This window comes from Stenotrophomonas sp. (assembly GCF_031995405.1).
Lineage (GTDB): Bacteria > Pseudomonadota > Gammaproteobacteria > Xanthomonadales > Xanthomonadaceae > Stenotrophomonas.
Genome location: NZ_DAMAGC010000072.1, coordinates 1 through 20,911, shown reverse-complemented (window position 1 = coordinate 20,911; position 20,911 = coordinate 1). Strand labels below are relative to the sequence as shown.

Sequence of the window (20,911 nt, the reverse complement as noted above, 5' to 3'; positions counted from 1 at the left end):
GCATGCAGTCGGCACTGCTCGTCGCCACCGGTAGCGTCGCGCTCACGCCGCGACGGCCCTTGCAGCAAGACGCTGCCTCCGACGGGAGAAGAACCCAAAAAAAACGCCCCGCAGTGCGGGGCGTTTTCAACTGCGGTACCGGCGGTCGATCAGACCGTCGGCGGCACCGGACCGAAGCGGTTTTCGCCCGGGGTACCCGGCAGCACGTTGAACACGAACAGGATGATGCCGCCCACGAACGGAATCAGGCCGAACAGCAGCACCCAACCGGACTTGTCGATGTCGTGCATGCGACGGATCGCCACGGCGAGCGCCGGCACCAGCACCGCCAGCCAGAACAGACCCAGCAACGCACCGAACACGCCCGACACCAGGCCGCTGTCCATCGAAGCGCCAATACCAACGCCGGCGTAGCCAACCACCATCACCAGGAACAGGAACAGCTGGAACATCCAGTATTCCTTGCGACCGGCGCGGCCATCGAACTGGGCATAACGCGTGAGCGGAACAAACATCGATTTCATCGGATTCACTTCATCCTGAAGGTGGAAAGGACCTGCCTCTCCATGGGCGCGGACGCGCGCCATGTAGCAGGGCGGCGCGCAGGATAGCAGTTGTTCAGGTTCTTTTGGATGGCCGAATCCGGTATTGACGCGGTTACTCCGCCGCGGCCTTCCACCCCGCCACCCGCGCCCGGGTCTGGGTGAGCAACGCGTCCAGCGCCTTGCGGTCGTACACGTGCCCGCGCAGCACCACGGTGTCGATGCCGCGGGTAGCGTTGATGTCCTCCAGCGGGTTGTGCGTGAGCAGCACAAGATCGGCTGCCTTGCCAACCGCCACGCCACCATAGCGATCCAGCATGCCGAACCATGCCGGTCCCGCGCGCGTGGCCGCCGACAGCGCCTGCGCCGGCGTCAGCCCCTCCTTGACGAACAGGCTCAGCTCGTCGTGCAGACCGATGCCCGGGTAGTTGAACGAGTTGAGGAAGCCTGCATCGGTGCCGGCCATGAGGGTGACGCCGGCCTGCTGCAGCATCGGCAGCACCGCTGCAACCTGATGGTATTCCTGGTGCCGCGCCTCGATCTGCGCCGGCGTGGCTTTCGCCGCGCGCTCCACGCGCCAGGTGTAGGTCGCCTGCAGCTTCGGACCGATATAGGCCAGGTAAGGATCCTTGGCATGGTCGTCCTGGTCCAGGAATTCCAGGATGCGGCCACCGTTGAGCGTGGGGGTTACATACACGCCCTTTGCGGCGAACCCGCGATACGCGGCCATGGCGGTAGCGCGATCGAAACCTGCGTCGAGGCGGCGATTGGCTTCCGCCCGGTCGATGCGCCCGGCCGCGAAGTCCGCGGCGATCGCAGCCTCATCCTTGACCCCGGCCTTGTAGGCGTAGTCCAGGTGCTCGATCGAACTGATGCCGGCGTCCACCGCCTGCTGCACGGTCAAGGCCATCGGGATATGCCCGGACGCACGCAGGCCATTGGCACGCGCGCCACGCACCGCGGCCAGGAACAGTTCGGGCGTCAGCGTGCTGTCGGTGATCTTGACGAAGTCCACCTGGTCCTTCTTCAACCGCACGAAGGCCGCATCCAGGTCGGCCTGGCTGCCCACTTCGAGGGTACCCTTCCAGACCGGCTTGATGCCTTCGATCTTGGCGCCAGAAGTGAACAGCTGCGGTCCGGCCAGGCTGCCGTCGCGGATCTGTCCACGCCATTGCAGCACCTGTTCGGGCAGATCGCCGGAGGCGTCGCGAATGCCGGTGATGCCGTGCGCGATGTACAGCGGCAGCAGCGCCTTGTTCTCTTCAATGAGTTCGGGACCGCCGCCAAAATGCACGTGCATGTCCCACAGGCCGGGCATCAGATAGCGACCCTTTGCCTCGATGCGTTGCGGCGCGCGCCACTGCGCGGCAATGGTCTTGTCTTCGCCCACCGCGACAATATCGGCGCCGCGCACCACCACGCTCTGATTGGCCACGGTGCTCGCGTGTTCGACATCCACCACCGTGACATGGCGGATGATCAGATCGGCCTGCTCGGCGGCGAACGCCGGTGCAGCCAGCATCAGCAGAGCGGGAACCACGGGGCGCAGCAAGGTCTTCATGGGCGGCTTGAGTCAAGGGGACGCGCCACCATAAGACTGCATCGCCGGCATGCACCAGTTAAATTTCGACATGCCGCACATGCAGGTCCTGAATACCTGTCCCGCCGCACCGCTGCGACGGGACCGGAGCATGCGGCGACCTACACGGCGCCCTGCATTGCCGGGCGCGCCTGCAGCGCGGTCAACCACGCCTTGACCTGCGGATGCGCTTCCACGTCGGCACCGAAGTACACGCCGTAGCCCACCACCGAACCGACCACCAGATCGACTAGCGAGTAGTCCTCGCCCAGCATCCAGGTTCGTCCGCTCAACCGCGCATCGAGGATGTCCAGCAGATCATTGACCCCGGCCAGGGCGGCGGCGGCATGGTCGTGGTTCTGCAGTGCCTGCTCGCGGGTCGCCAGCCACAGGCGCGACAGCAGCGCCGCGTAGGTGACATAGGCCCAGGTGGTCCACGACAGCGCCTGCAGCCGCTCCGGCGTACCCTCCTTCGGCCACAGTCCCTGCGCCACGCCATACTGCGCGCCCAGCCATTGCAGGATCGCCAGACCCTCGAACAACGGCGTGCCATCGACCACCAGGCACGGCACCTTGCCGTTGGGGTTGATGGCCAGGTACGCCGGCGTGCGCTGTTCGCCGTTGCGGATATCGATTTCGACCCGCTCGTGCGGCACCGCCAGTTCGGCCAGCGCGCAGGCGACCGGCGTAGCGCTGGACATCGGGTGCCAATAGAAGACGAGAGACATGCGGAACTCCTTGTGGGTGGTCATGGGAAATGTGCAGCCGTGCCGGCCTTGCACCCTGCCCACAGGCTAGACACCATTGCGGACAGAACCTGTCCCCGATCAGCCACCACACTGCCGCCATGCTCACCGCGTCCGCCCGCCTGCTCAGCCTGCTGTCCCTGCTGCAATCGCGACCGCATTGGGCCGGTGCCGCGTTGGCCGAACGCATGCAGGTACATCCGCGCACCCTGCGCCGCGACATCGATCGACTGCGCCAGCTCGGCTACCCGGTCCAGGCCAGCAGTGGCGTGGCCGGCGGCTACGCCTTCCGCGCCGGCCGCGCCCTGCCGCCGCTGCTGCTCGACGACGAGGAAGCGCTGGCCGCCGCCATTGCATTGCGCACCGCCGTGACCGGCACCATCAGCGGCATCGAGCAGACCGCGATCACCGCACTGGTGAAGCTGGAACAGGTGATGCCGCCGCGGCTGCGCAGGCGATTGGACGCGCTGCGCTCGACCATCCTGCCATTGGACCAGTCCGGCCCGGTGGTCGATGCCGGCGTGCTGGCGGCGCTGGCCGGCGCCTGCCGCGACCAGCTGCAGGTGCACTTCGACTACGCCGACCGCAACGACCAGCGCACCCGGCGTCGGGTCGAACCCCAGGGCGTGGTCCACACGGATCGACGCTGGTACCTGGTGGCGTGGTGCACGGCCCGCGCGGATTGGCGGACATTCCGCATCGACCGCATCGTGGCCGCACCGACCGTGGGCGCGCACTTCAGTCCGCGCCCTGCCCCGGGCAACGGCGACCTCCGCACCTGGGTGGCGCAATCCCTGTCGCTGGGTCAATACAGCGAACAGGCACGCGTGATCCTGCACGCCCCGCTGGCCAGCATGCAGCGGCAGATTCCGGCCTCGGCAGGCAGCCTCGAGCCGGTGGATGCGGAGCGCTGCCTGCTGACCTGCGGGGCCAGCCCGCTGGGCGCGATCGTGTACTGGCTGATGGCGCTGGACCTGGAGTTCGAGGTTCTCGGGCCACCGGCCCTGCAGCAGAAGCTGCACGAGGCCGGGCAACGCGTCGCCCGCAGCCTCGCGCGTGCGCAGGCATCGGCCGGGCACTGAGCGCTCCCACGCCGTTTGCCGCCCCCATGGCGCCATGGTAGAACTCCAGCCCCATGCAGCAGATGGATGGCACCGTGAGCACCAGTGCAAAACCGAATCGCAGCCTGTTCGATCTGGACCTGCTGCGTGCCATCGTGACCGTTGCCGACTGCGGCAGTTTCACCACTGCCGCCGCGCGCCTGCACTCCACCCAATCCACGATCAGCCAGAAGATCCGTCGCCTCGAGGACATGGCCGGACATCCATTGCTGGTGCGCGGCAATCGCGAGGTGCATCCCACCGACGCCGGACAGACGCTGCTGGGGCATGCCCGGCAGATGCTGGCCCTGAACGAACAGATGCTCGGGGCACTGGCTGGCGCCACGGTGGCGATCACCCTGCGCCTTGGCGTGCCCGAGGACTTCGTCAACGCCCGCACCACGCACCTGCTGGGCAGCTTCAACCGCAGGCATCCGCAGGTGAAGCTGGAAGTCACCAGCGGGCTCAGCCGCGACCTGGCCACCAGCTATGACCATGGCGAACTGGACCTGGTCCTGATCAAGCAGCGGCGCAACAGCCGCCAGGCCACGGCCTGCTGGCCCGAGCCGATGCGCTGGGTGGACAGTGCACGCAGCCCCTGCATCGCACTGGACCCGGTCCCGCTGGTGACCTTCCCACCACGCGGACTGTACCGCGATGACCTCATCGCCGCCGTCGAGGCCATGGGCCGTCGCTGGCGGATCAGCTTCACCAGTTCGAGTCTCGGCGGCATCCAGGGCGCGGTCGCCGATGGCATGGGCATCAGCCTGCTGCCGGCGCGGGCGATGACGCGCGAACACCGCGCGTTGAATCGTCGGCACGGACTGCCGCCGATGGAAAGCATGGAAATCGCCCTCCTGCACCGCCCCGGCGCGGACCCGCTGGTGCACGAACTCGGCGGACGCCTGGCCAGGCTGATCGAACGCGAGCGACGCTGATTTCCGGGCGGGCTACGTGTGAAGGACGCACGCGGATAGTGACGGCGCTCGCGTACTGCATCTAGGAATCGTCTTAAATTCGTGCTCAAGCAGCATCGATACGCTTCCGAACGGGGAGAATTCGTCAACACTCTCTATCGCATGCCTTCCATTGTCCAACAGCAAACAGATCCCATGAGCGGACAGGCCTCCCCCTGCACCCTGAAGATCGCCCTGCTCGACGACCACGATGTTGTCCGGCATGGCAGCTTCGTCCATCTCTCTGCCGACCCTTCCTTCGAGGTGGTCGGCAGCCATGCGCACAGCAGCGGTTTGTTCGCAACGCTGGCGACAACGCGCGTGGATGTGGCCGTCATCGATTACACGCTGGGCGAAGACGATCTGCCCGGCCTTCACGTGCTGCAGCTGCTGCGCGAGCGGTTCCCGTGGGTGCGCCTGCTGCTGTTCACCGCGCACTCCAGCCGGGTGATGGTGTCCACGATCATCGCCGCCGGCGCGGCCGGCGTGGTCACCAAGAACGAGCGCCTGGATGCCCTGGCGATGGCGGTGACCCAGGTTGCCAGCGGCCTGTGCCGCCTGCCGCGCGGCTGTGGCGAAGAGCTTGAGGAAGCGGCGCTTTCACGCAGCGAGCGTGAAGTGCTGCGACTGTGCCTGACCGGCATGACCGTGAGCGAGATCGCGCTGCGACGCCATCGCAGCATCAAGACCGTCAGCACGCAGAAACAGGCCGCATTCCGCAAGCTGGGACTGCGCACCGACGGCGACCTCTACACGTTGCGCCATGAACTGGCGGTCGTATGATGTCGCTCGCGCGTGTCTGGTTGGCCGCCGCCTTTCTGGTGGTCGCCGCCGCCAATGCCGCGACGGCGGCGACGTCACCGCCGCCATCGCCATCGCCATCGCCGCGCAGCGTGCGGATCGCACTGGATCCCGGACAGCACCGCGCGTTGGCGCAGTCTTCCCAGCCGACCCGGTTTGCCAGCCTGGCCCATGGCTACTCGGACCTGGTAACGGCAAGCACGGGCCTGCATTTCAAGGAATACGCCGTGCCATCCAGCACGGCCGCGCTCGACGCCCTCTGCACGCGGGAGGCCGACCTCACCCTGCTGCTCGGCGACCTCGATGACGCGCCGCCCTGCGCGCTGACAACCTCGCCGCCGTACTACCGGGGGCAGACGCTGATGGCCACCCGCCATGCCGACGCCAGCGTGTTCGACCTGGAGAGCGGCTCGCCGCACAGCGTGGCCGTGGTCCAGGGCAGCCGCTATCCCGCGTGGCTGCAACTGCATTATCCGCACCTGCAGGTGATCACCGCCGCCGACCTGTCCGGCGCGCTGTGGGCGGTCGAGACCGGGGTGACCGACGCTGCCCTGGGGCTGGACGTGCTGGTGCGTCCCCTGGTCCGCCGCGACCACGCCGACAGCCTCGTGCTGCACAGCGCACCGGCCGGCATGCCCGGCAACGTCCATCTGGTTGCCCGCGCCGCGGACCGGGGCATGCTGAAGGAGATCGACGCGGCGATGAAGGCGATCACACCGCAGCAGCATGCGGAGGTGTTGCAGCGGCTCGCCCAGCATCACTACTTCGATGTGCCCTCGCTGTCTGCCCTGTTCCAGCATTTCCGCTGGGAAATGCTGTCGGCCGGGATGGCCCTGTCGGTGCTGCTGGCGATCGGCTTCTGGCTGATCCGCACCCGCCAGTCCGCCCAGCGCAGCGAGCGGCGCCAGGCGCGTTTCATCGGCGTGATGAGCCACGAAGTGCGCAATGCGGCGCAGGCGCTGGTGGCCTCGGTGGACCTGCTTGACCAGTCCACACTGGACAAGGGCCAGCGCCAGCTGGTGGATGCCGCACGCGCGGCAGGAGTCGGGCTGCGCCAGCTGCTCGGCCACGCACTGGATTATTCACGCATGGCGGCCGGCCAGTTCGAGCCCTGCATGGAATGGCACGACATCCAGCAGCTGGCACAGGACTGCATCACCGCGATCCGGCCCGCGGCCGAAGCAAAGGGCTTGCGGCTGCACCTGCACGTGGCCCCCGATCCCCTCCCGCAGCTGTGCACGGACGCGGTGGCGGTACGCCAGATCCTCAGCAACCTGCTGGGCAATGCACTGAAGTTCACCGCACAGGGGGGCGTGGAGGTGCAGCTGACCCTCCTGCACGACGCCGACAGCGACCACCTTCAACTGGTGGTCAGCGACACCGGCATCGGCATTCCGGCCGCGCGACAGTCCAGTGTCTTCAAGCCGTTCGCGCAGGCCCACGACGCACACTCGCGCAGCATGGGCGGTGCCGGACTGGGCCTGTCGATCTGCCGCGACCTGGTGGAGGCCCTGCGTGGCCGCATCCAGCTGCACAGCGAGCCCGACCTGGGCAGTCGCTTCGAGGTCACCCTGCCGGTGTCGGTCCCTGCGCCTGCCGCGCAGGCCTCGTCGCTGCCGCTGGCCGGCTTCAGTCTGCTGCTGGTCGAGGATCATCCGGTCAACCGGGTCTTCGTCGCACGCCAGCTGGTCACCCTCGGCGCCTCGGTCAGGGCCTGCGCCGACGGCGGCAACGCGTTGCGCCTGCAGGCCGCCCATGCAAGCACCGTCGTGCTGATCGACTGCGACCTGGCCGACATGAGCGGCTACCAGCTGGCCGGTGCCCTGCGCGAGATGGAACGTGCGCATGCGCGGGCGCCCGCATTGCTGGTGGCCTTCTCCGCGTCCAGCTCGCAGGCCCACGTACAGCGCTGCCGTGCCAGCGGCATGGACGCGGTGCTGTGCAAACCCCTGGACCAGGCGCAGCTGCTGTCGGTGCTGGGCGTCAGCACCGAGGAGACGCGCCCCGGTCCGCCGCGCGTGAATGACAACGATCCGCTCTGGGCCCCGTTCCTGCTCGCGCTGCAGGAAGAACTGCTGGCGGTGACGCTGGCGTGCACGGACGCCGACGCGCGCCGGCTGCGCCACCACGCACACCGCGCGGCAGGGGTATTGCGCATGCTCGGACGCGAGTCGCTGGCCGGCACCGCCAGCGACCTGCACGAGCTGGCCCTTGCCGAACGTCCCGACTGGGCGGAGGTGGACCGACTACTGCAGCACCTGCGCCAGGCGGTGGCGATGCTGGGCGAGGAATGCCCTACTTGAGCTGGAGCGGATACCGCTGCCACAGCACGTGGACCAGAAAGCCGGTCAGCTCCGGATCCTTGCTGCTGATCGCCGCACGGATCTTGTCCAGCAACACCATGTCGCTGCAGGAACGCACGTCGGCATGACCGGCCTGCCCGGCACGGCGTGCGCGGTAGCGGGCAGCGCGCTGCGCATCGGTCATCGCGTAGCCGAACGTGGGCGGACGGCCGCGTTTGCGCGGCAGCGTCAGTTCCAGGGTGCCGGGGTCTTGTTCATCGCGCATGACGGACGGGAATGCGTGCGGGGGCGCGCACGATATCGTGAGACATCACTTTAATCCAGCGTTTTCAGCGGATTTCTGCGTTTACCACCGATGAGAGCGCGCTCTGGCCGCGATGGCACCGGACCTGAAGGGCAACCGACAGCGCCGGTGGAGTGACGCGCGCTGCTACCAGCGCCACGCCTCCGCCGCGCGCGCACCCGCCCACACCAACAGCATGCCGCCCACCAGGCTGACGCCGAGGTACAGCGGCAGCATCAGGCCGCGATCGGTGCGGGTGAACAGCAGCGACTCGAGCATCATCGACGAGAACGTGGTCAGCCCGCCGATGATCCCCACGATCAGGAACGCCCGCCAATAGAGCGCGGCATTGCCACGGCTTTGCAGCCAGATCATCACGTAACCGGCGGCGAACGCGCCGACCAGGTTGACCGTCAGCGTGCCCCACGGAAAGCCGTTGCCGAACTGGCGCAGCATCGCATCGCCGACCATGAAGCGCAGTGCCGCACCCAGCGCGCCACCGGCCATGACCAGGCCCAACTGCTGCCACCACACCGTCACCCCATCCATCAGGACGCGCCCTTCCCGACGCGCGCCTGTTCGCGCGCGGCACGCAGCCGGTCAAGTTTTTCCTTCAGCTTGATTTCCAGTCCGCGCGGCACCGGCTCGTAGTAGACCCGCTCACCCATCGCATCGGGGAACCCGGTCTGGTCCAGGGCAATGCCGCCGTCGGCATCGTGGTCGTACTGGTACGTCTTGCCGTAGCCCAGCTCCTTCATCAACCTGGTCGGCGCGTTGCGCAGGTGCAGCGGCACCTCCTGGGTGCCGGTCTCGCGCACCTCCTGCCTGGCCTTGTTGAAGGCGGCGTAGCCGGCATTCGACTTGGCGGTGCTGGCCAGATACAGCACCAGCTGCGCGAAGGCCAGCTCACCCTCCGGGCTGCCGAGGCGCTCATAGATATCCCAGGCCTCCAATGCCATCGACTGCGCGCGAGGATCGGCCAGGCCGATGTCCTCGATCGCCATGCGGGTCAGCCGTCGTGCCAGGTAGGACGGGTCGCAGCCGCCATCGAGCATGCGCGTCAACCAGTACAGCGCGGCATCGGGATTGGAACTGCGCACCGATTTGTGCAGGGCCGAGATCTGGTCGTAGAACTGCTCGCCGCCCTTGTCGAAACGCCGGGTGCGGTCGGCCAGCACCTGCAGCAGCATCTCCGGGCTGATGCGGCCGCCGTCGCCACCAGCCAGCTCGGCGGCGATCTCCAGCAGGGTCAACGCGCGGCGCACGTCACCGTCGGCGGCGGTGGCGATTTCCAGCAGCGACTCCGGCGCCACCTGCAGGTCTTCACCGCCCAGGCCACGCTCGCTGTCGTGCAGCGCGCGCTCCAGGGCCTCGACGATGTCGGCCGGCGACACCGATTCGAGCACGTGCACCCGGCAACGCGACAACAGCGCCGAGTTCAATTCGAACGAAGGATTCTCGGTGGTGGCACCGACAAAGACGATGGTGCCGCGCTCGATATGCGGCAGGAACGCATCCTGCTGCGCCTTGTTGAACCGGTGCACCTCATCGACGAACAGCACCGTGCGGCGCCCGTCGGCGAAACGCTGGGCCGCCTCGGCCAGCACCTGGCGAACCTCCGGCAGGCCGGACAGCACCGCCGAGATCGCCCGGAACTCGGCATCGGCATAATGCGCCAGCAGCAGCGCCAGCGTGGTTTTGCCGCAGCCTGGCGGCCCCCACAGGATCATCGAGTGCACATGCCCGGACTCGACCGCGCGGCGCAGCGCGCTGCCCGGCGCGAGCAGTCGTTTCTGCCCGACCATTTCGTCCAGCGTCTGCGGGCGCATCCGCTCGGCGAGCGGACGCATGTTGTCCCGATCCACGGTCAGCAGATCGGGCCCGTTGAATGTCGTTCGGTTTCTGGCCACGCGCATATTCTATCGCGGGCGTGCGTGAACCCACGTCGGATCGGCACCGGATGGCTGCTCTCCGAGCGGCGGACGCATTTCGCATCCCGGTAGAGCCAGGCCATGCCTGGCTGCTCTCCGTGCGGCGGGCGCATGTCGCACCCCGGTAGAGCCAGGCCATGCCTGGCTGCCCTCCGTGCGGCGGGCGCATTTTGCATCCCGGTAGAGCCAGGCCATGCCTGGCTGCTCTCCGTGCGGCGGGCAGGATGTTGGGAGGACCCAGCCAGGCATGGCCTGGCTCTACGCGTGCGGCGGAGAGGGTATCGGGAAGGCTTCAGCCAGGCATGGCCTGGCTCTACGCGTGGAGGTCGGAGGTGGGGTATCGGGGAGGCTTCAGCCAGGCGTGGCCTGGCTCTACTCGCCGATGACGTCGGTGCCCTTGGGCGGAGCGAAGCTGAAGGTGCCGGCGGCGAAGGACGGGTTGCGCTTCCAGCCGGTGAAGTTGATCACCGTGCGCTGACCCACCGCGTCCACCACTTCCATCCGGGCCAGGCCCTGCGCGTTGAAGCCGAGCGCAGCGTACTGGAAGGCGGTGTCGGTCTCGCGCTTGGGGCTCAGCGACAGCCACTGCAGGCCATCGCGGGCGGCCGCCTCCTCACTGACGTCGTACTGCTTGTCCAGCAACGCCGGATTGATCAGCGCGGTCAGCGGGCTGTTCTGCTCCTCGGCACCCTGCCCGCGCACGGTGGCCTGCTCGAGGTCCTTTTCGTACACCCAGACCTTCTTGCCGTCGGCCACGATCAGCTGCTCGTGCGGCTTGATGTATTCCCAGCGGAACAGGCGCGGCGCCGACAGCGCCACGCGGCCGCTGGTGGTTTCCTTGACCTTGCCCTTGCTGTCGAACACCTGCTGGCTGAACTGCCCGTCCAGACCCTTCAGGCCCTGGGTGAAACGGTTGAGCTCATCGCGGGCGCCGGCCCAGGCCGAGGCCGACCCGACACTGGCCACGACCAGCGTGGCGGCAACCAGATAGCGGCGGAGAGAAGTGTGCATGGGCGGTATCCGGGACAAATGGAAAGGATGGACGGGAGTGTGCCCATTCAAACCTGAATGGGCGATCAGGGCAGTAGTATGCGCCGCGCCGCCACGCGCGCGCATCCTTGTGATGGCCGGCTACGGGCCTGCCTGGACCGAGCCCAGGTCGCCGTACACCACCTGCCCGCGAAAACCGCGCCGCACCTGCTGGTACAACTCGCGGAAGGCGGGATAGTCCTGCGGCTGGCACAGCGCCTGCGCGCCGCGCACGGCCCGCTGGTGCAGCCGATGGCGAGCCACGATGGTCTGACCTTCGCGACTCCAGTCCAACGCGTATTCGCCGGCCGCGTTGCGGAACTGCTGGCTGCGCGGGATCGCCACGATCGGCACGCCCGCCGGGAACTGCAGCCGGTAGGTTTCTTCGCGCAGGTTGTCGGTGCAGTAGAACGGGGTCGTATTGTCCGCTGCCGAGGTGGTGGTGTAGATGTCACGGAACGACTCTCCACCCGGCGCATCCGGCAACGGCATGCCACCGACCACGCCGAAATCGACGTAGTCGCTGGCATGGAAGTCGTAGCGGTAGTTGAACGGCCGGGTCAGGTCCTGCGGATCGCCCAGCAGGGTCAGCGCGCCGGTGCCGTCGAACCCGGACGAGGCCACGATCGACTCCTCCACCCGCGCCCGGTTCTGGGCGTTGAGCCGCGCGAACGATCCACGCATGCCGATTTCACTGATTTCGCTCGGCTGCAGCACGGTCTGGCCGGCCAGATTACCCTTGGCGTCAAAGCGGAAACCGACCTCCAGGCCGTTGCCATTGCGGCTGGCATCGTTCTCCGGGGTGCGTGCCACTTTCGCCGGCCGCGTCAGCAGCACCGGCGCGCCCAGGTCACCCTCGGGCAACTGGCCAAACCGCGCATAGGCACTGGTCGAGTCCAGGTACAGATCGAATTCGGGGATATAGGTGATGGCATGGTTGAAACGGCCCAGCAGCGGAACCGCCGGCAGGGTCGGGCCGCCGCCGGCCCCGATCAGCACCGGACTGCTCTGGATGCCACGTGCGGCCAGCAGCGCCTCCAGGATCACCACGTGGTCCTTGCAGTCGCCGTAGTGGTTGTCGAGGATGCTCTGCGCCGGATTCGGCTCCAGCCCACCATTGCCCAGGTACACCGCCACGTAGCGGATGTTCTGCGAGACCCAGCGGTACAGGGCTGCCGCCTGTTCGCGGCGATCGGTGATGCCGACCGTCAGCTGGTCGGCCAGCGCCTGGATGCCCGGGGTCACCCTGGCCGCCTCGCCGCCCTTGAGCTGGTAGGCACTGGCCACCTGCGCCCAGTCGCGGAAGGTACTGGCCATGATGGTGGGGCTGAACTCCCACGCCGCCGCCGACCAGTTCTGCGCCTGCATCGGCTCGCGGCGCTGGTAGCGCCACTCCCACGTGGCCTGGCCGTCACGGATCTTCGGCCGGTCGCCGCCCTGCACGTCGCGCTGCTGCACGAACATCGGCAGCGTTGCCGGCGCCGACAAGGTCACCCTCGCATCGTCGTACTGGGTGAACACGCTGAAGGTCTCCCACAGCCCGAAGTAGCCGGGGAAGTACGGCGTGTTCTGGGTACGCCGGGTCTTGTAGACCAGCCGCGTGCCCGGCGCCAGATTGGGAAAGACCACCACCCGCACCTTGCGGTCGGCATACATCGCCGCGGCCGCGCTGGAGTAACTTTCCTGGGTGTAGATGCGGTCGGCCGGCACATCGCGGCGCTGCCCATCGGCAGTCAGCGTGTAGGCGGCCAGCACCTCGAGGGTTTCCATCTTTTCGCTGTAACCCAGCCGCACCTGGCTGAACTGCTCGACCGCCGATTTGGTCTTGAGCAGGATTTCGTATTCTTCGGTCTGGGTATTGCCGGCATCCGGCCGCACCACGTAGTCGGCACGGTAACGCACGAAGCTGAAGTTGTTGCTGGCCTGCGCCTCGGTCGGCGCGCCCTGTCCAGCGGGGGCGATGGGTGCGATCGGGGCGGGCACCGGTACGGGTGCTGACGGCGACGGCTGCGCATCCGCCCATGCCAGGGCCGGCGCGACCGCCAACCCACCCAACATCAACCACAGCATCGGCTTCATTGCGGGTCCTTGTGCGGGCGGTGCGGGCGGGAGCGGTCAGGATGTGCGACGCAAGCGCGCGCAGGGGATGGCAGTGATGGGGCGATGCATTCATCGCATCGCCCTTCCACGGTCTTGCGCCGTTACTTCGGCGGCGGCGGCGCCAGCACGCTGCGGTCGCCGTTGTGTTCGGGCGGACTGACCACGCCGGCCATTTCCATCGCTTCGATCAGGCGCGCCGCGCGGTTGTAGCCGATCTTGAGCCGACGCTGCACGCCGGAGATAGAAGCACGACGGGTCTCGGTGACGATGCGCAGGGCCTCGTCATACAACGGATCGGACTCGTCGCCACCGCCACTGCTGGCCTCGGGCAGGCCGCCCGCGCCGACCACCACGCCATCGCCCATCATCTGCACTTCGTCGAGCACGCCGCTGATGTAATCGGCCGGGCCGCTGGCCTTGAGGTGCTCGACCACGCGGTGCACCTCCTCATCGGACACGAACGCGCCGTGCACACGGTCCGGCAGCGCGGTGCCCGGCGGTAGGTACAGCATGTCGCCGTGACCCAGCAGGGTCTCCGCACCGGACTGGTCCAGGATGGTGCGCGAGTCGATCTTGGAGCTGACCTGGAAGCCGATGCGGGTGGGGATGTTGGCCTTGATCAGGCCGGTGATCACATCTACCGACGGGCGCTGGGTGGCCAGGATCAGGTGGATGCCGGCCGCGCGCGCCTTCTGCGCCAGGCGTGCGATGAGTTCTTCGACCTTCTTGCCGACGATCATCATCATGTCGGCGAATTCGTCGATGAAGATCACGATGAACGGCAGCGTCTCCAGCGGACGCGGGGCCTCGCCCAGTTCCGGATTCGGCTTGAACAGCGGGTCCATCATCGGCTGCCCGGCGTCCTCGGCGTCCTTGACCTTCTTGTTGAAGCCGGCCAGGTTGCGCACGCCCACCGCGCTCATCAGCTTGTAGCGCCGCTCCATTTCGGCCACGCACCAGCGCAGGCCGTTGGCGGCTTCCTTCATGTCGGTCACCACCGGTGCCAACAGGTGCGGAATGCCCTGGTAGACGCTCAGCTCGAGCATCTTCGGGTCGATCATCAGCATCCGCAGGTCTTTCGGCGAGGCCTTGTAGAGCAGGCTGAGCACCATGGCGTTGACCGCCACCGACTTGCCCGAGCCGGTCGTGCCGGCCACCAGCAGGTGCGGCATGCGCGCCAGGTCGGCCACCGTCGGGCGCCCGGCGATGTCCTTGCCCAGGGCAAGGGTCAGCGGACTGGTCGACTTGTCGTACTCCTTGGAGCGCAGCAGTTCGGACAGGTAGATCATTTCGCGGGTGACATTGGGAATTTCCAGGCCCACCACGGACTTGCCCGGAATCACGTCGACCACGCGCACCGACTTGACCGACAGGCCCCGCGCGATGTCCTTGTCCAGCGAGCTGATCTGGCTGACCTTGATGCCCGGCGCCGGCTCGATCTCGAAGCGGGTGATCACCGGGCCCGGATAGGCACCGACCACCTGCGCCTCGATACGGAAGTCCTTGAGCTTGAACTCGATCTGCCGCGACAGGGTTTCCAGCGTGTCTTCGTCGTAGCCCTTGGGCTGCGGCTTGGGATCGTCCAGCAGCGCCAGCGGCGGCAGGTCCGAGCCATCGCCGTTGACCCCACGGAACATCGGGATCTGGGTTTCGCGCTTGGCCCGGTCGCTTTTTTCCAGCACCGGCTCCGGGCGCGGCTCGATCTTGACCGGCTCGCGCTTGGCGCGGACCTCGGCATCGACCTTGCGCACTTCCTGGCGCTCCTCGCGCAGCGCGCGGGTCTGCTGCCACTCGGTGGCCTGTTCCTTCTTCTTGTTGAACAGCGGCGGCAGCGCCAGCACCCAGCGACCGATCTTTTCCATCACCACGAACCAGGAGATACCAGTGGCCAGGGTGATCGAGGCCAGCAGCAGCACCAGCACGAACAGGTTGGCGCCCAGCGCGCCGAAGCCGGCACTGAGCGAATTGCCGACCAGCCGACCGAGGATGCCGCCGGCATGGGCGACATCGCCGGTGAACAGGCGCACGTGCAGGAAGCCGGTACCGGCGATCAGGAAGCCGACCAGACCGACCAGCCGCAGCGCCGGGTCCAGGTCATGCTCGCCCTTGCTTTCGCGCTTGAGCCCGAACATGGCGATCCAGGCCAGCGCGCCGAGCACGATCGGCAGCACGAAGGCGATATAGCCGAACAGCTGCAGCAGCACGTCGGCGATCCACGCCCCTACCCGGCCACCCATGTTGTGGATCGGTGCGACCACGCTGCCGGTATGCGACCAGCCGGGATCGGTGGCCGAATAGGTGAACAGGCTGGCGACCAGATACAGTAGCGCCGGGGCGATGGCGATCAGGCCGAGGTCGCGCCATAGACGCTGACGGCCCGGATTGTCGGCAGGCGCAGGCGCCGCCGCAGCCTTGCGCGACGGTTTGCTGTCGGGAGACTTGGATCGTTCCGGGAGCTGCTTCGCCACCTTAGACCACACCTTGGGAATGCACTGTTAGTGCTTGATAATAAACGACTGGGCCGCGCTTTTCAGCGCCGGTGACGGGACAATTCAGTTGCCGCCGTCAAATCGCTGACGCCGCGACCGCTGATGGCTACGGCAGACTGCCCCGTTCCACCGGTCGCCTTGAATCGCCCTGCCCCTGCCGCCACTCTATGGCTTGTCTTGGACGCCACGCAATCTTCGCCAGCGTCCCGCCCCATCACCATTCACGCGAGTCTACATGAGCCATTCCCTGCCCTCCCGCCACCAGAAGCTCGTCATCCTCGGCTCCGGCCCGGCCGGCTGGACCGCCGCCGTCTATGCCGCGCGCGCCAACCTCAAGCCGGTGGTGATCACCGGGCTGCAGCAGGGTGGCCAGCTGATGACCACCACCGAAGTGGACAACTGGCCCGGCGACGCGCATGGCCTGATGGGCCCGGACCTGATGACGCGCATGCAGGCCCATGCCGAGCGCTTCGAGACCGAGGTGATCTTCGACCATATCCACACCGCCGACCTGGCCCAGCGCCCGTTCAAGCTGATCGGCGACAGCGCCGAATACACCTGCGATGCGCTGATCATCGCCACCGGCGCCACCGCCAAGTACCTGGGCATCGAATCGGAAGAGGCCTTCAAGGGTCGCGGCGTGTCCGCCTGCGCCACCTGTGACGGCTTCTTCTACCGCGACCAGGACGTGGTCGTGGTCGGCGGCGGCAACACCGCCGTGGAAGAGGCGCTGTACCTGTCCAACATCGCCCGCAAGGTCTACCTGGTCCACCGCCGCGACACCCTCAAGGCGGAAAAGATCATGCAGGACAAGCTGTTCGCGAAGGTGGCCGCCGGCAAGATCGAGACCGTGTGGCACCACCAGGTCGACGAAGTGCTGGGCAATGATGCCGGCGTCACCGGCGTGCGGGTCAAGTCCACCCTGGATGGCAGCACCCGCGACATCGAGGCGCATGGCTTCTTCGTGGCGATCGGCCACCATCCCAATACCAGCCTGTTCGACGGCCAGCTGACCATGAACAACGGTTACCTGGACATCCGCTCGGGCCTGGGCGGCAACGCTACCCAGACCTCGGTGGAGGGCGTGTTCGCCGCCGGCGACGTGGCCGACCAGCACTACCGCCAGGCGATCACGTCGGCCGGCTTTGGCTGCATGGCCGCGCTGGATGCGGAGCGTTACCTGGATGCCAAGGGCGAGCTGGGCTGAGGCAGGGCCACGCCCCGCCGCGAGTTACATGGGAGGCCGGCGCGTTGCGCCGGCCTTTTTCATGCCGCCCCTCGGCTCACGCAAGCACCCGCTGCCAACCGCCCTGCCCTATCCTCTCCCCATGCCCGATCCACGCTTTCTCCATCGCCTTTCCGACATCCCCGCCGCCGACTGGGACGCCCTGCACGATGGCAGCAACCCGTTCGTCAGCCACGCCTTCCTGGCCGGGCTGGAAGCGCACGGCTGCCTGCGCCCGGAATGGGGCTGGCGACCGCGCCACTTCACCCTGTGGGATGGCGACACCCTGGTCGCGGCGATGCCCGGCTACCTGAAGGACAACTCGCACGGCGAGTTCGTGTTCGACCACGCCTGGGCCAATGCCTACGCGCGACACGGGCTGGACTACTTCCCCAAGTGGCTGGGTGCGGTGCCGTACTCGCCGGTGACCGGGCCGCGCCTGCTGGCCCGTGACGACGTCGATCACGCAGCACTTGCCGAGGCGCTGCGTGCCGAGGTCGAGCGCATCGGCTGGTCGTCGGCGCACGTCAATTTCCACCGTGCCGAGGAGGATGCGGCATTCGGACCGGGCTGGATGCTCCGTGAGGACATCCAGTTCCAGTGGCACAACCCGGGGGACTGGCGCGACTTCGACGCTTTCCTGGGCGCCATGGACCACAAGCGCCGCAAGAACATCCGCCAGGAACGCAACAAGCTGGCACGCAGCGGCGTCACCTATCGGATCGTGCATGGGGACGAGGCCGGCGAAGATGACCTGCTCGCCATGCATGGCTTCTATCTGCAGACCTTCGCCGACTACGGCAACTCGCCTGCATTGACCCTGCCGTTCCTGCGCCATCTGGCCGCCTCGATGCCGCGCCAGCTGGTGATCTTCCTGGCCGAACGTGATGGCGCCCCGGTGGCTGGCGCGCTGTGCCTGCGCGGCGCCGATACGCTGTACGGCCGCTATTGGGGCGGCGCCACCCTGCCCGGCCTGCATTTCGAGACCTGCTACTACCAGGGGATCGAGTACTGCCTGCGCGAGGGCCTGGCCCACTTCGAACCCGGTGCACAGGGCGAGCACAAGCTGGCGCGCGGGTTCCTGCCGCAGATCGTGCGCAGCCGCCATTGGGTGGCCGAGCCGGCCTTCGCCGGCGCGCTGGCTGGATGGTGCGCGGGTGAGCGCGAGGACGTGGCGCGCTATGCGCTGGCACTGGCCGAGCACAGCCCCTTCAAATCCGCGGACCCGGCAGAATGAGCGCGCGGTTGCCGTGGGGCCTGGGTGCCCGCCCGGACGCCCCCTTTCCGCCGGCCGAAACCGCGCTGCGTGATCCGGACGGACTGCTCGCGGTGGGCGGCGACCTGTCCCCGCTGCGCCTGCTCAATGCGTACGCCAGCGGCATCTTTCCCTGGTTCTCCGAAGGCCAGCCACTGCTGTGGTGGTCGCCGGACCCGCGCATGGTGTTCCGCACCGATGGAGTGCGCCTGTCCTCGCGCTTCCGCCGCAGTCTGCGGGCCAGTTCGTGGACGGTGCGCGCGGATACCTCCTTCGCCGAGGTGATCGCCGCCTGCGCCGCCAGTCCACGACCGGGCCAGGACGGCACCTGGATCACCGATGCAATGCAGCAGGCTTACGTCGCGCTGCATCGGAGGGGCCACGCGCATTCGGTGGAGGTCTTCGATGCAGACCGGTTGGTGGGCGGCATCTACGGCGTGGCGATCGGCCGGATGTTCTTCGGCGAAAGCATGTTCAGCGCGGCCAGTGGCGGCTCCAAGGTGGCACTGGCGGCATTGGCGCATCGCCTGGCGCAGTGGGGGTGGCCATTGATCGACGCGCAGGTGGAGAACGATCACCTGCTGAGCATGGGCGCCGAGCATTGGCCACGTACGCGGTTTCTGGCCCTAGTGCGCGAACAGGTGCGGCTGGAGGCGCCGACGGGGCCGTGGACCGAGCGGTTTGGGGACATGGATGCGGCCTTGCTTGCGGGTTTGGGCTGATGAGGAGCCGGCCAGCGGCCGGCACTACCGGGCTGCTGATGCCTGCCGCGCGCCGAACGGGTGAATGCCCAATAAACCCGGGCGATTAACGCAAACTTTGCATGAACGGGCGAAGGCGCGTAAAATGCCCGCTCTTAAGGCCAGCTCGGCCGTTTACAGAACTGCACAGGACTACATGTCGAAAGACGACTCCATCGAGTTCGAAGGCACCGTCAGCGAGACGCTGCCGAACACCACTTTCCGCGTTCGACTGGAAAATGGGCATGAAATCATCGCCCACATCTCCGGCCGCATGCGCAAGAACTACATCCGCATCCTGACGGGCGACCGTGTCAAGGTCGAAATGACGCCCTACGATCTGACCAAGGGTCGCATCACCTACCGCATGAAGTAAGCGGTTCGGGCGACTTCCCTTCGGAAGACGCAGAAGGCCAGCCAGGAGCTGGCCTTTTTGCGTGGTCGCGAAAACGCGCCCACCCCTGCCAGGCGACACCCTGACCCTGTGCACCCTGACATCGGTCAGGCTGCCTTGCTGCAGATTCGCGCTGCCGCCGCCGGCGTCACTCTGGCCACCGATCCACTCCGGATCGCCACCGTCGGCCCCCGCCATGAAAACCCTGTCCCTGCTGAGCCTGCTCGTTGCCGCCTGCACCGCCGTTGCGGCCCATGCCGCCGAGCCCGCCCCCGCCGCCGCATGCATCACCCTGGGCGCCGACCAGCAGATCGTGCGCGCCAATGCCAACAGCGATGTACTGCTGCGCAATGGCGACCAGCACTACCTCGTGCGGTTCACCAGCAGCTGCACCAGCGCCGCGCTGTCGCCGACGCTGGAATTCGTCACGCACGACCGTGCCGGCGAGCTGTGCAGCGGCGGTGTCAGCAGTCTGCGCACCAAGTCGCAGACGTGCGCGGTCAGCGCCGTGGAGTCGATCAGCGCCAAGGAATTCGCCACGCGCGCACGGGCGCGCCGCTGAGCGGTGAGGCCGGGCAATGAAAAAGCCCCTTTCGGGGCTTTCTCAATGCAGCGTCACATTACCCGGTGATCATTCCACCGTGGCAGGCAGGCGCCGTTCCGGCTCGGCCTGCGTTTCCACGAACAGCTCGTCGTCGCGGACGTCGATGCTGACCCGGCCGCCATTGACCAGCTTGCCGAACAGCAACTCGTCGGCCAGCGGGCGCTTGACCTTGTCCTGGATCACGCGCGCCATCGGGCGCGCACCCATCAGCGGGTCGAAGCCGTGGCGGGCCAGCCAGTCGCGCGCGGTCGGGGTGGCCGACAGGCTGACGTGCTTTTCCTGCAGCAGCATCTCCAGCTCGATCAGGAACTTGTCCACCACGCGCAGGATGTGCTCGAAGCCCAGCGGCTGGAACTGCACGACCGCGTCGAGGCGGTTGCGGAATTCCGGCGTGAAGCTCTTGCGCAGGATCTCCATCGCGTCGGTGGCATGGTCCTGGCGGGTGAAGCCGATCGAACGTCGCGAGGCCTGGGCCGCGCCGGCGTTGGTGGTCATCACCAGCACCACGTTCTTGAAGTTGGCTTCGCGCCCGTTGGTATCGGTGAGCACGCCACGGTCCATGACCTGCAGCAGGATGTTGAAGATGTCCGGGTGGGCTTTTTCCACCTCGTCCAGCAGCAGCACGCAGTGCGGGGTCTTGACGATTTTTTCGGTGAGCAGGCCGCCCTGGTCGAAGCCGACATAGCCCGGGGGCGCACCGATCAGGCGACTGATCGAATGCGGCTCCATGTACTCGCTCATGTCGAAGCGGACCAGCTCGATGCCCAACTGCAGCGCAAGCTGCTTGGTCACCTCGGTCTTGCCCACGCCGGTGGGGCCGGCGAACAGGAAGTT

Annotated in this window: 19 protein-coding genes; 9 read left to right on the top strand and 10 right to left on the bottom strand. The window is 67.3% G+C overall.

All coding sequences use genetic code 11. The annotated features are described in order from the left end of the window. Positions 1–149: 149 nt before the first annotated feature. The 3 genes from RTO53_RS13145 to RTO53_RS13135 form a co-directional block, all read right to left on the bottom strand. Entirely contained in the window at positions 150–524 is a 375-nt protein-coding gene (locus RTO53_RS13145) for a DUF805 domain-containing protein (RefSeq protein WP_312238202.1), read from the bottom strand. Positions 525–657: 133 nt separating this feature from the next. Further along, positions 658–2,103, bottom strand: a complete 1,446-nt coding sequence (locus tag RTO53_RS13140; RefSeq protein WP_312238201.1) for an amidohydrolase family protein — start codon at positions 2,101–2,103, stop codon at positions 658–660. Between the two features lie 140 nt (positions 2,104–2,243). Continuing rightward, positions 2,244–2,849 (bottom strand): glutathione S-transferase family protein, encoded by a 606-nt coding sequence (locus RTO53_RS13135; protein ID WP_312238200.1) that lies wholly within the window; start codon positions 2,847–2,849, stop codon positions 2,244–2,246. Positions 2,850–2,968: 119 nt separating this feature from the next. On the opposite strand from RTO53_RS13135, the gene RTO53_RS13130 reads away from it, so the two are divergent. From RTO53_RS13130 to RTO53_RS13115, 4 genes are all read left to right on the top strand, one after another. Next, on the top strand, positions 2,969–3,949 hold the full coding sequence (locus RTO53_RS13130; protein ID WP_312238199.1) for a transcriptional regulator: 981 nt from the start codon (positions 2,969–2,971) through the stop codon (positions 3,947–3,949). Between the two features lie 74 nt (positions 3,950–4,023). Further along, entirely contained in the window at positions 4,024–4,905 is an 882-nt protein-coding gene (locus RTO53_RS13125) for a LysR substrate-binding domain-containing protein (protein ID WP_312238198.1), read from the top strand. A gap of 174 nt (positions 4,906–5,079) precedes the next feature. After that, positions 5,080–5,706, top strand: coding sequence for a response regulator transcription factor (locus tag RTO53_RS13120; protein WP_312238197.1), 627 nt, complete (start codon positions 5,080–5,082; stop codon positions 5,704–5,706). Next, entirely contained in the window at positions 5,706–8,027 is a 2,322-nt protein-coding gene (locus RTO53_RS13115) for an ATP-binding protein (protein WP_312238196.1), read from the top strand. The genes RTO53_RS13120 and RTO53_RS13115 overlap by 1 nt, the downstream gene beginning before the upstream one ends. On the opposite strand, the gene RTO53_RS13110 is transcribed toward RTO53_RS13115, so the two are convergent. The 6 genes from RTO53_RS13110 to RTO53_RS13085 all read right to left on the bottom strand — a co-directional run bounded on the left by RTO53_RS13110 (position 8,020) and on the right by RTO53_RS13085 (position 15,838). Next, entirely contained in the window at positions 8,020–8,292 is a 273-nt protein-coding gene (locus tag RTO53_RS13110; RefSeq protein WP_256776717.1) for a hypothetical protein, read from the bottom strand. The genes RTO53_RS13115 and RTO53_RS13110 overlap by 8 nt on opposite strands. Before the next feature lie 165 nt (positions 8,293–8,457). Next, on the bottom strand, positions 8,458–8,859 hold the full coding sequence (gene crcB / locus RTO53_RS13105) for a fluoride efflux transporter CrcB (RefSeq protein ID WP_312238195.1): 402 nt from the start codon (positions 8,857–8,859) through the stop codon (positions 8,458–8,460). Continuing rightward, positions 8,859–10,226 carry a replication-associated recombination protein A gene (locus RTO53_RS13100; RefSeq protein ID WP_312238194.1) on the bottom strand — a complete coding sequence of 456 codons (1,368 nt, stop codon included), beginning with the start codon at positions 10,224–10,226 and terminating at the stop codon, positions 8,859–8,861. Before RTO53_RS13100 ends, crcB begins: the two co-directional genes overlap by 1 nt. 387 nt (positions 10,227–10,613) lie before the next feature. Next, the gene (gene lolA / locus RTO53_RS13095; RefSeq protein WP_312238193.1) at positions 10,614–11,252 is read right to left on the bottom strand and encodes an outer membrane lipoprotein chaperone LolA; all 639 of its coding nucleotides are present in this window, start codon (positions 11,250–11,252) and stop codon (positions 10,614–10,616) included. A 120-nt stretch (positions 11,253–11,372) separates the two neighbouring features. After that, positions 11,373–13,349 carry a DUF3857 domain-containing protein gene (locus tag RTO53_RS13090; protein ID WP_312238192.1) on the bottom strand — a complete coding sequence of 659 codons (1,977 nt, stop codon included), beginning with the start codon at positions 13,347–13,349 and terminating at the stop codon, positions 11,373–11,375. Between the two features lie 122 nt (positions 13,350–13,471). Beyond that, a complete protein-coding gene (locus RTO53_RS13085; RefSeq protein WP_312238191.1) occupies positions 13,472–15,838 on the bottom strand; it encodes a DNA translocase FtsK 4TM domain-containing protein in 2,367 nt (788 codons plus the stop codon). A gap of 256 nt (positions 15,839–16,094) precedes the next feature. On the opposite strand from RTO53_RS13085, the gene trxB reads away from it, so the two are divergent. The 5 genes from trxB to RTO53_RS13060 all read left to right on the top strand — a co-directional run bounded on the left by trxB (position 16,095) and on the right by RTO53_RS13060 (position 20,035). Continuing rightward, positions 16,095–17,066 (top strand): thioredoxin-disulfide reductase, encoded by a 972-nt coding sequence (gene trxB / locus RTO53_RS13080; RefSeq protein ID WP_256776711.1) that lies wholly within the window; start codon positions 16,095–16,097, stop codon positions 17,064–17,066. A gap of 121 nt (positions 17,067–17,187) precedes the next feature. Further along, positions 17,188–18,321 (top strand): GNAT family N-acetyltransferase, encoded by a 1,134-nt coding sequence (locus RTO53_RS13075; RefSeq protein ID WP_312238190.1) that lies wholly within the window; start codon positions 17,188–17,190, stop codon positions 18,319–18,321. Further along, positions 18,318–19,061 carry a leucyl/phenylalanyl-tRNA--protein transferase gene (gene aat / locus RTO53_RS13070; protein WP_312238189.1) on the top strand — a complete coding sequence of 248 codons (744 nt, stop codon included), beginning with the start codon at positions 18,318–18,320 and terminating at the stop codon, positions 19,059–19,061. Before RTO53_RS13075 ends, aat begins: the two co-directional genes overlap by 4 nt. Before the next feature lie 175 nt (positions 19,062–19,236). Beyond that, positions 19,237–19,455 (top strand): translation initiation factor IF-1, encoded by a 219-nt coding sequence (gene infA, locus RTO53_RS13065; protein ID WP_005409596.1) that lies wholly within the window; start codon positions 19,237–19,239, stop codon positions 19,453–19,455. Between the two features lie 214 nt (positions 19,456–19,669). Further along, entirely contained in the window at positions 19,670–20,035 is a 366-nt protein-coding gene (locus RTO53_RS13060; RefSeq protein ID WP_312238188.1) for a hypothetical protein, read from the top strand. Positions 20,036–20,104: 69 nt separating this feature from the next. Here the strand turns inward: RTO53_RS13060 and RTO53_RS13055 are convergent. Further along, positions 20,105–20,911, bottom strand: an 807-nt coding sequence (locus RTO53_RS13055; protein WP_312238187.1) for an AAA family ATPase, incomplete at its 5' end; no start/stop codon positions are given.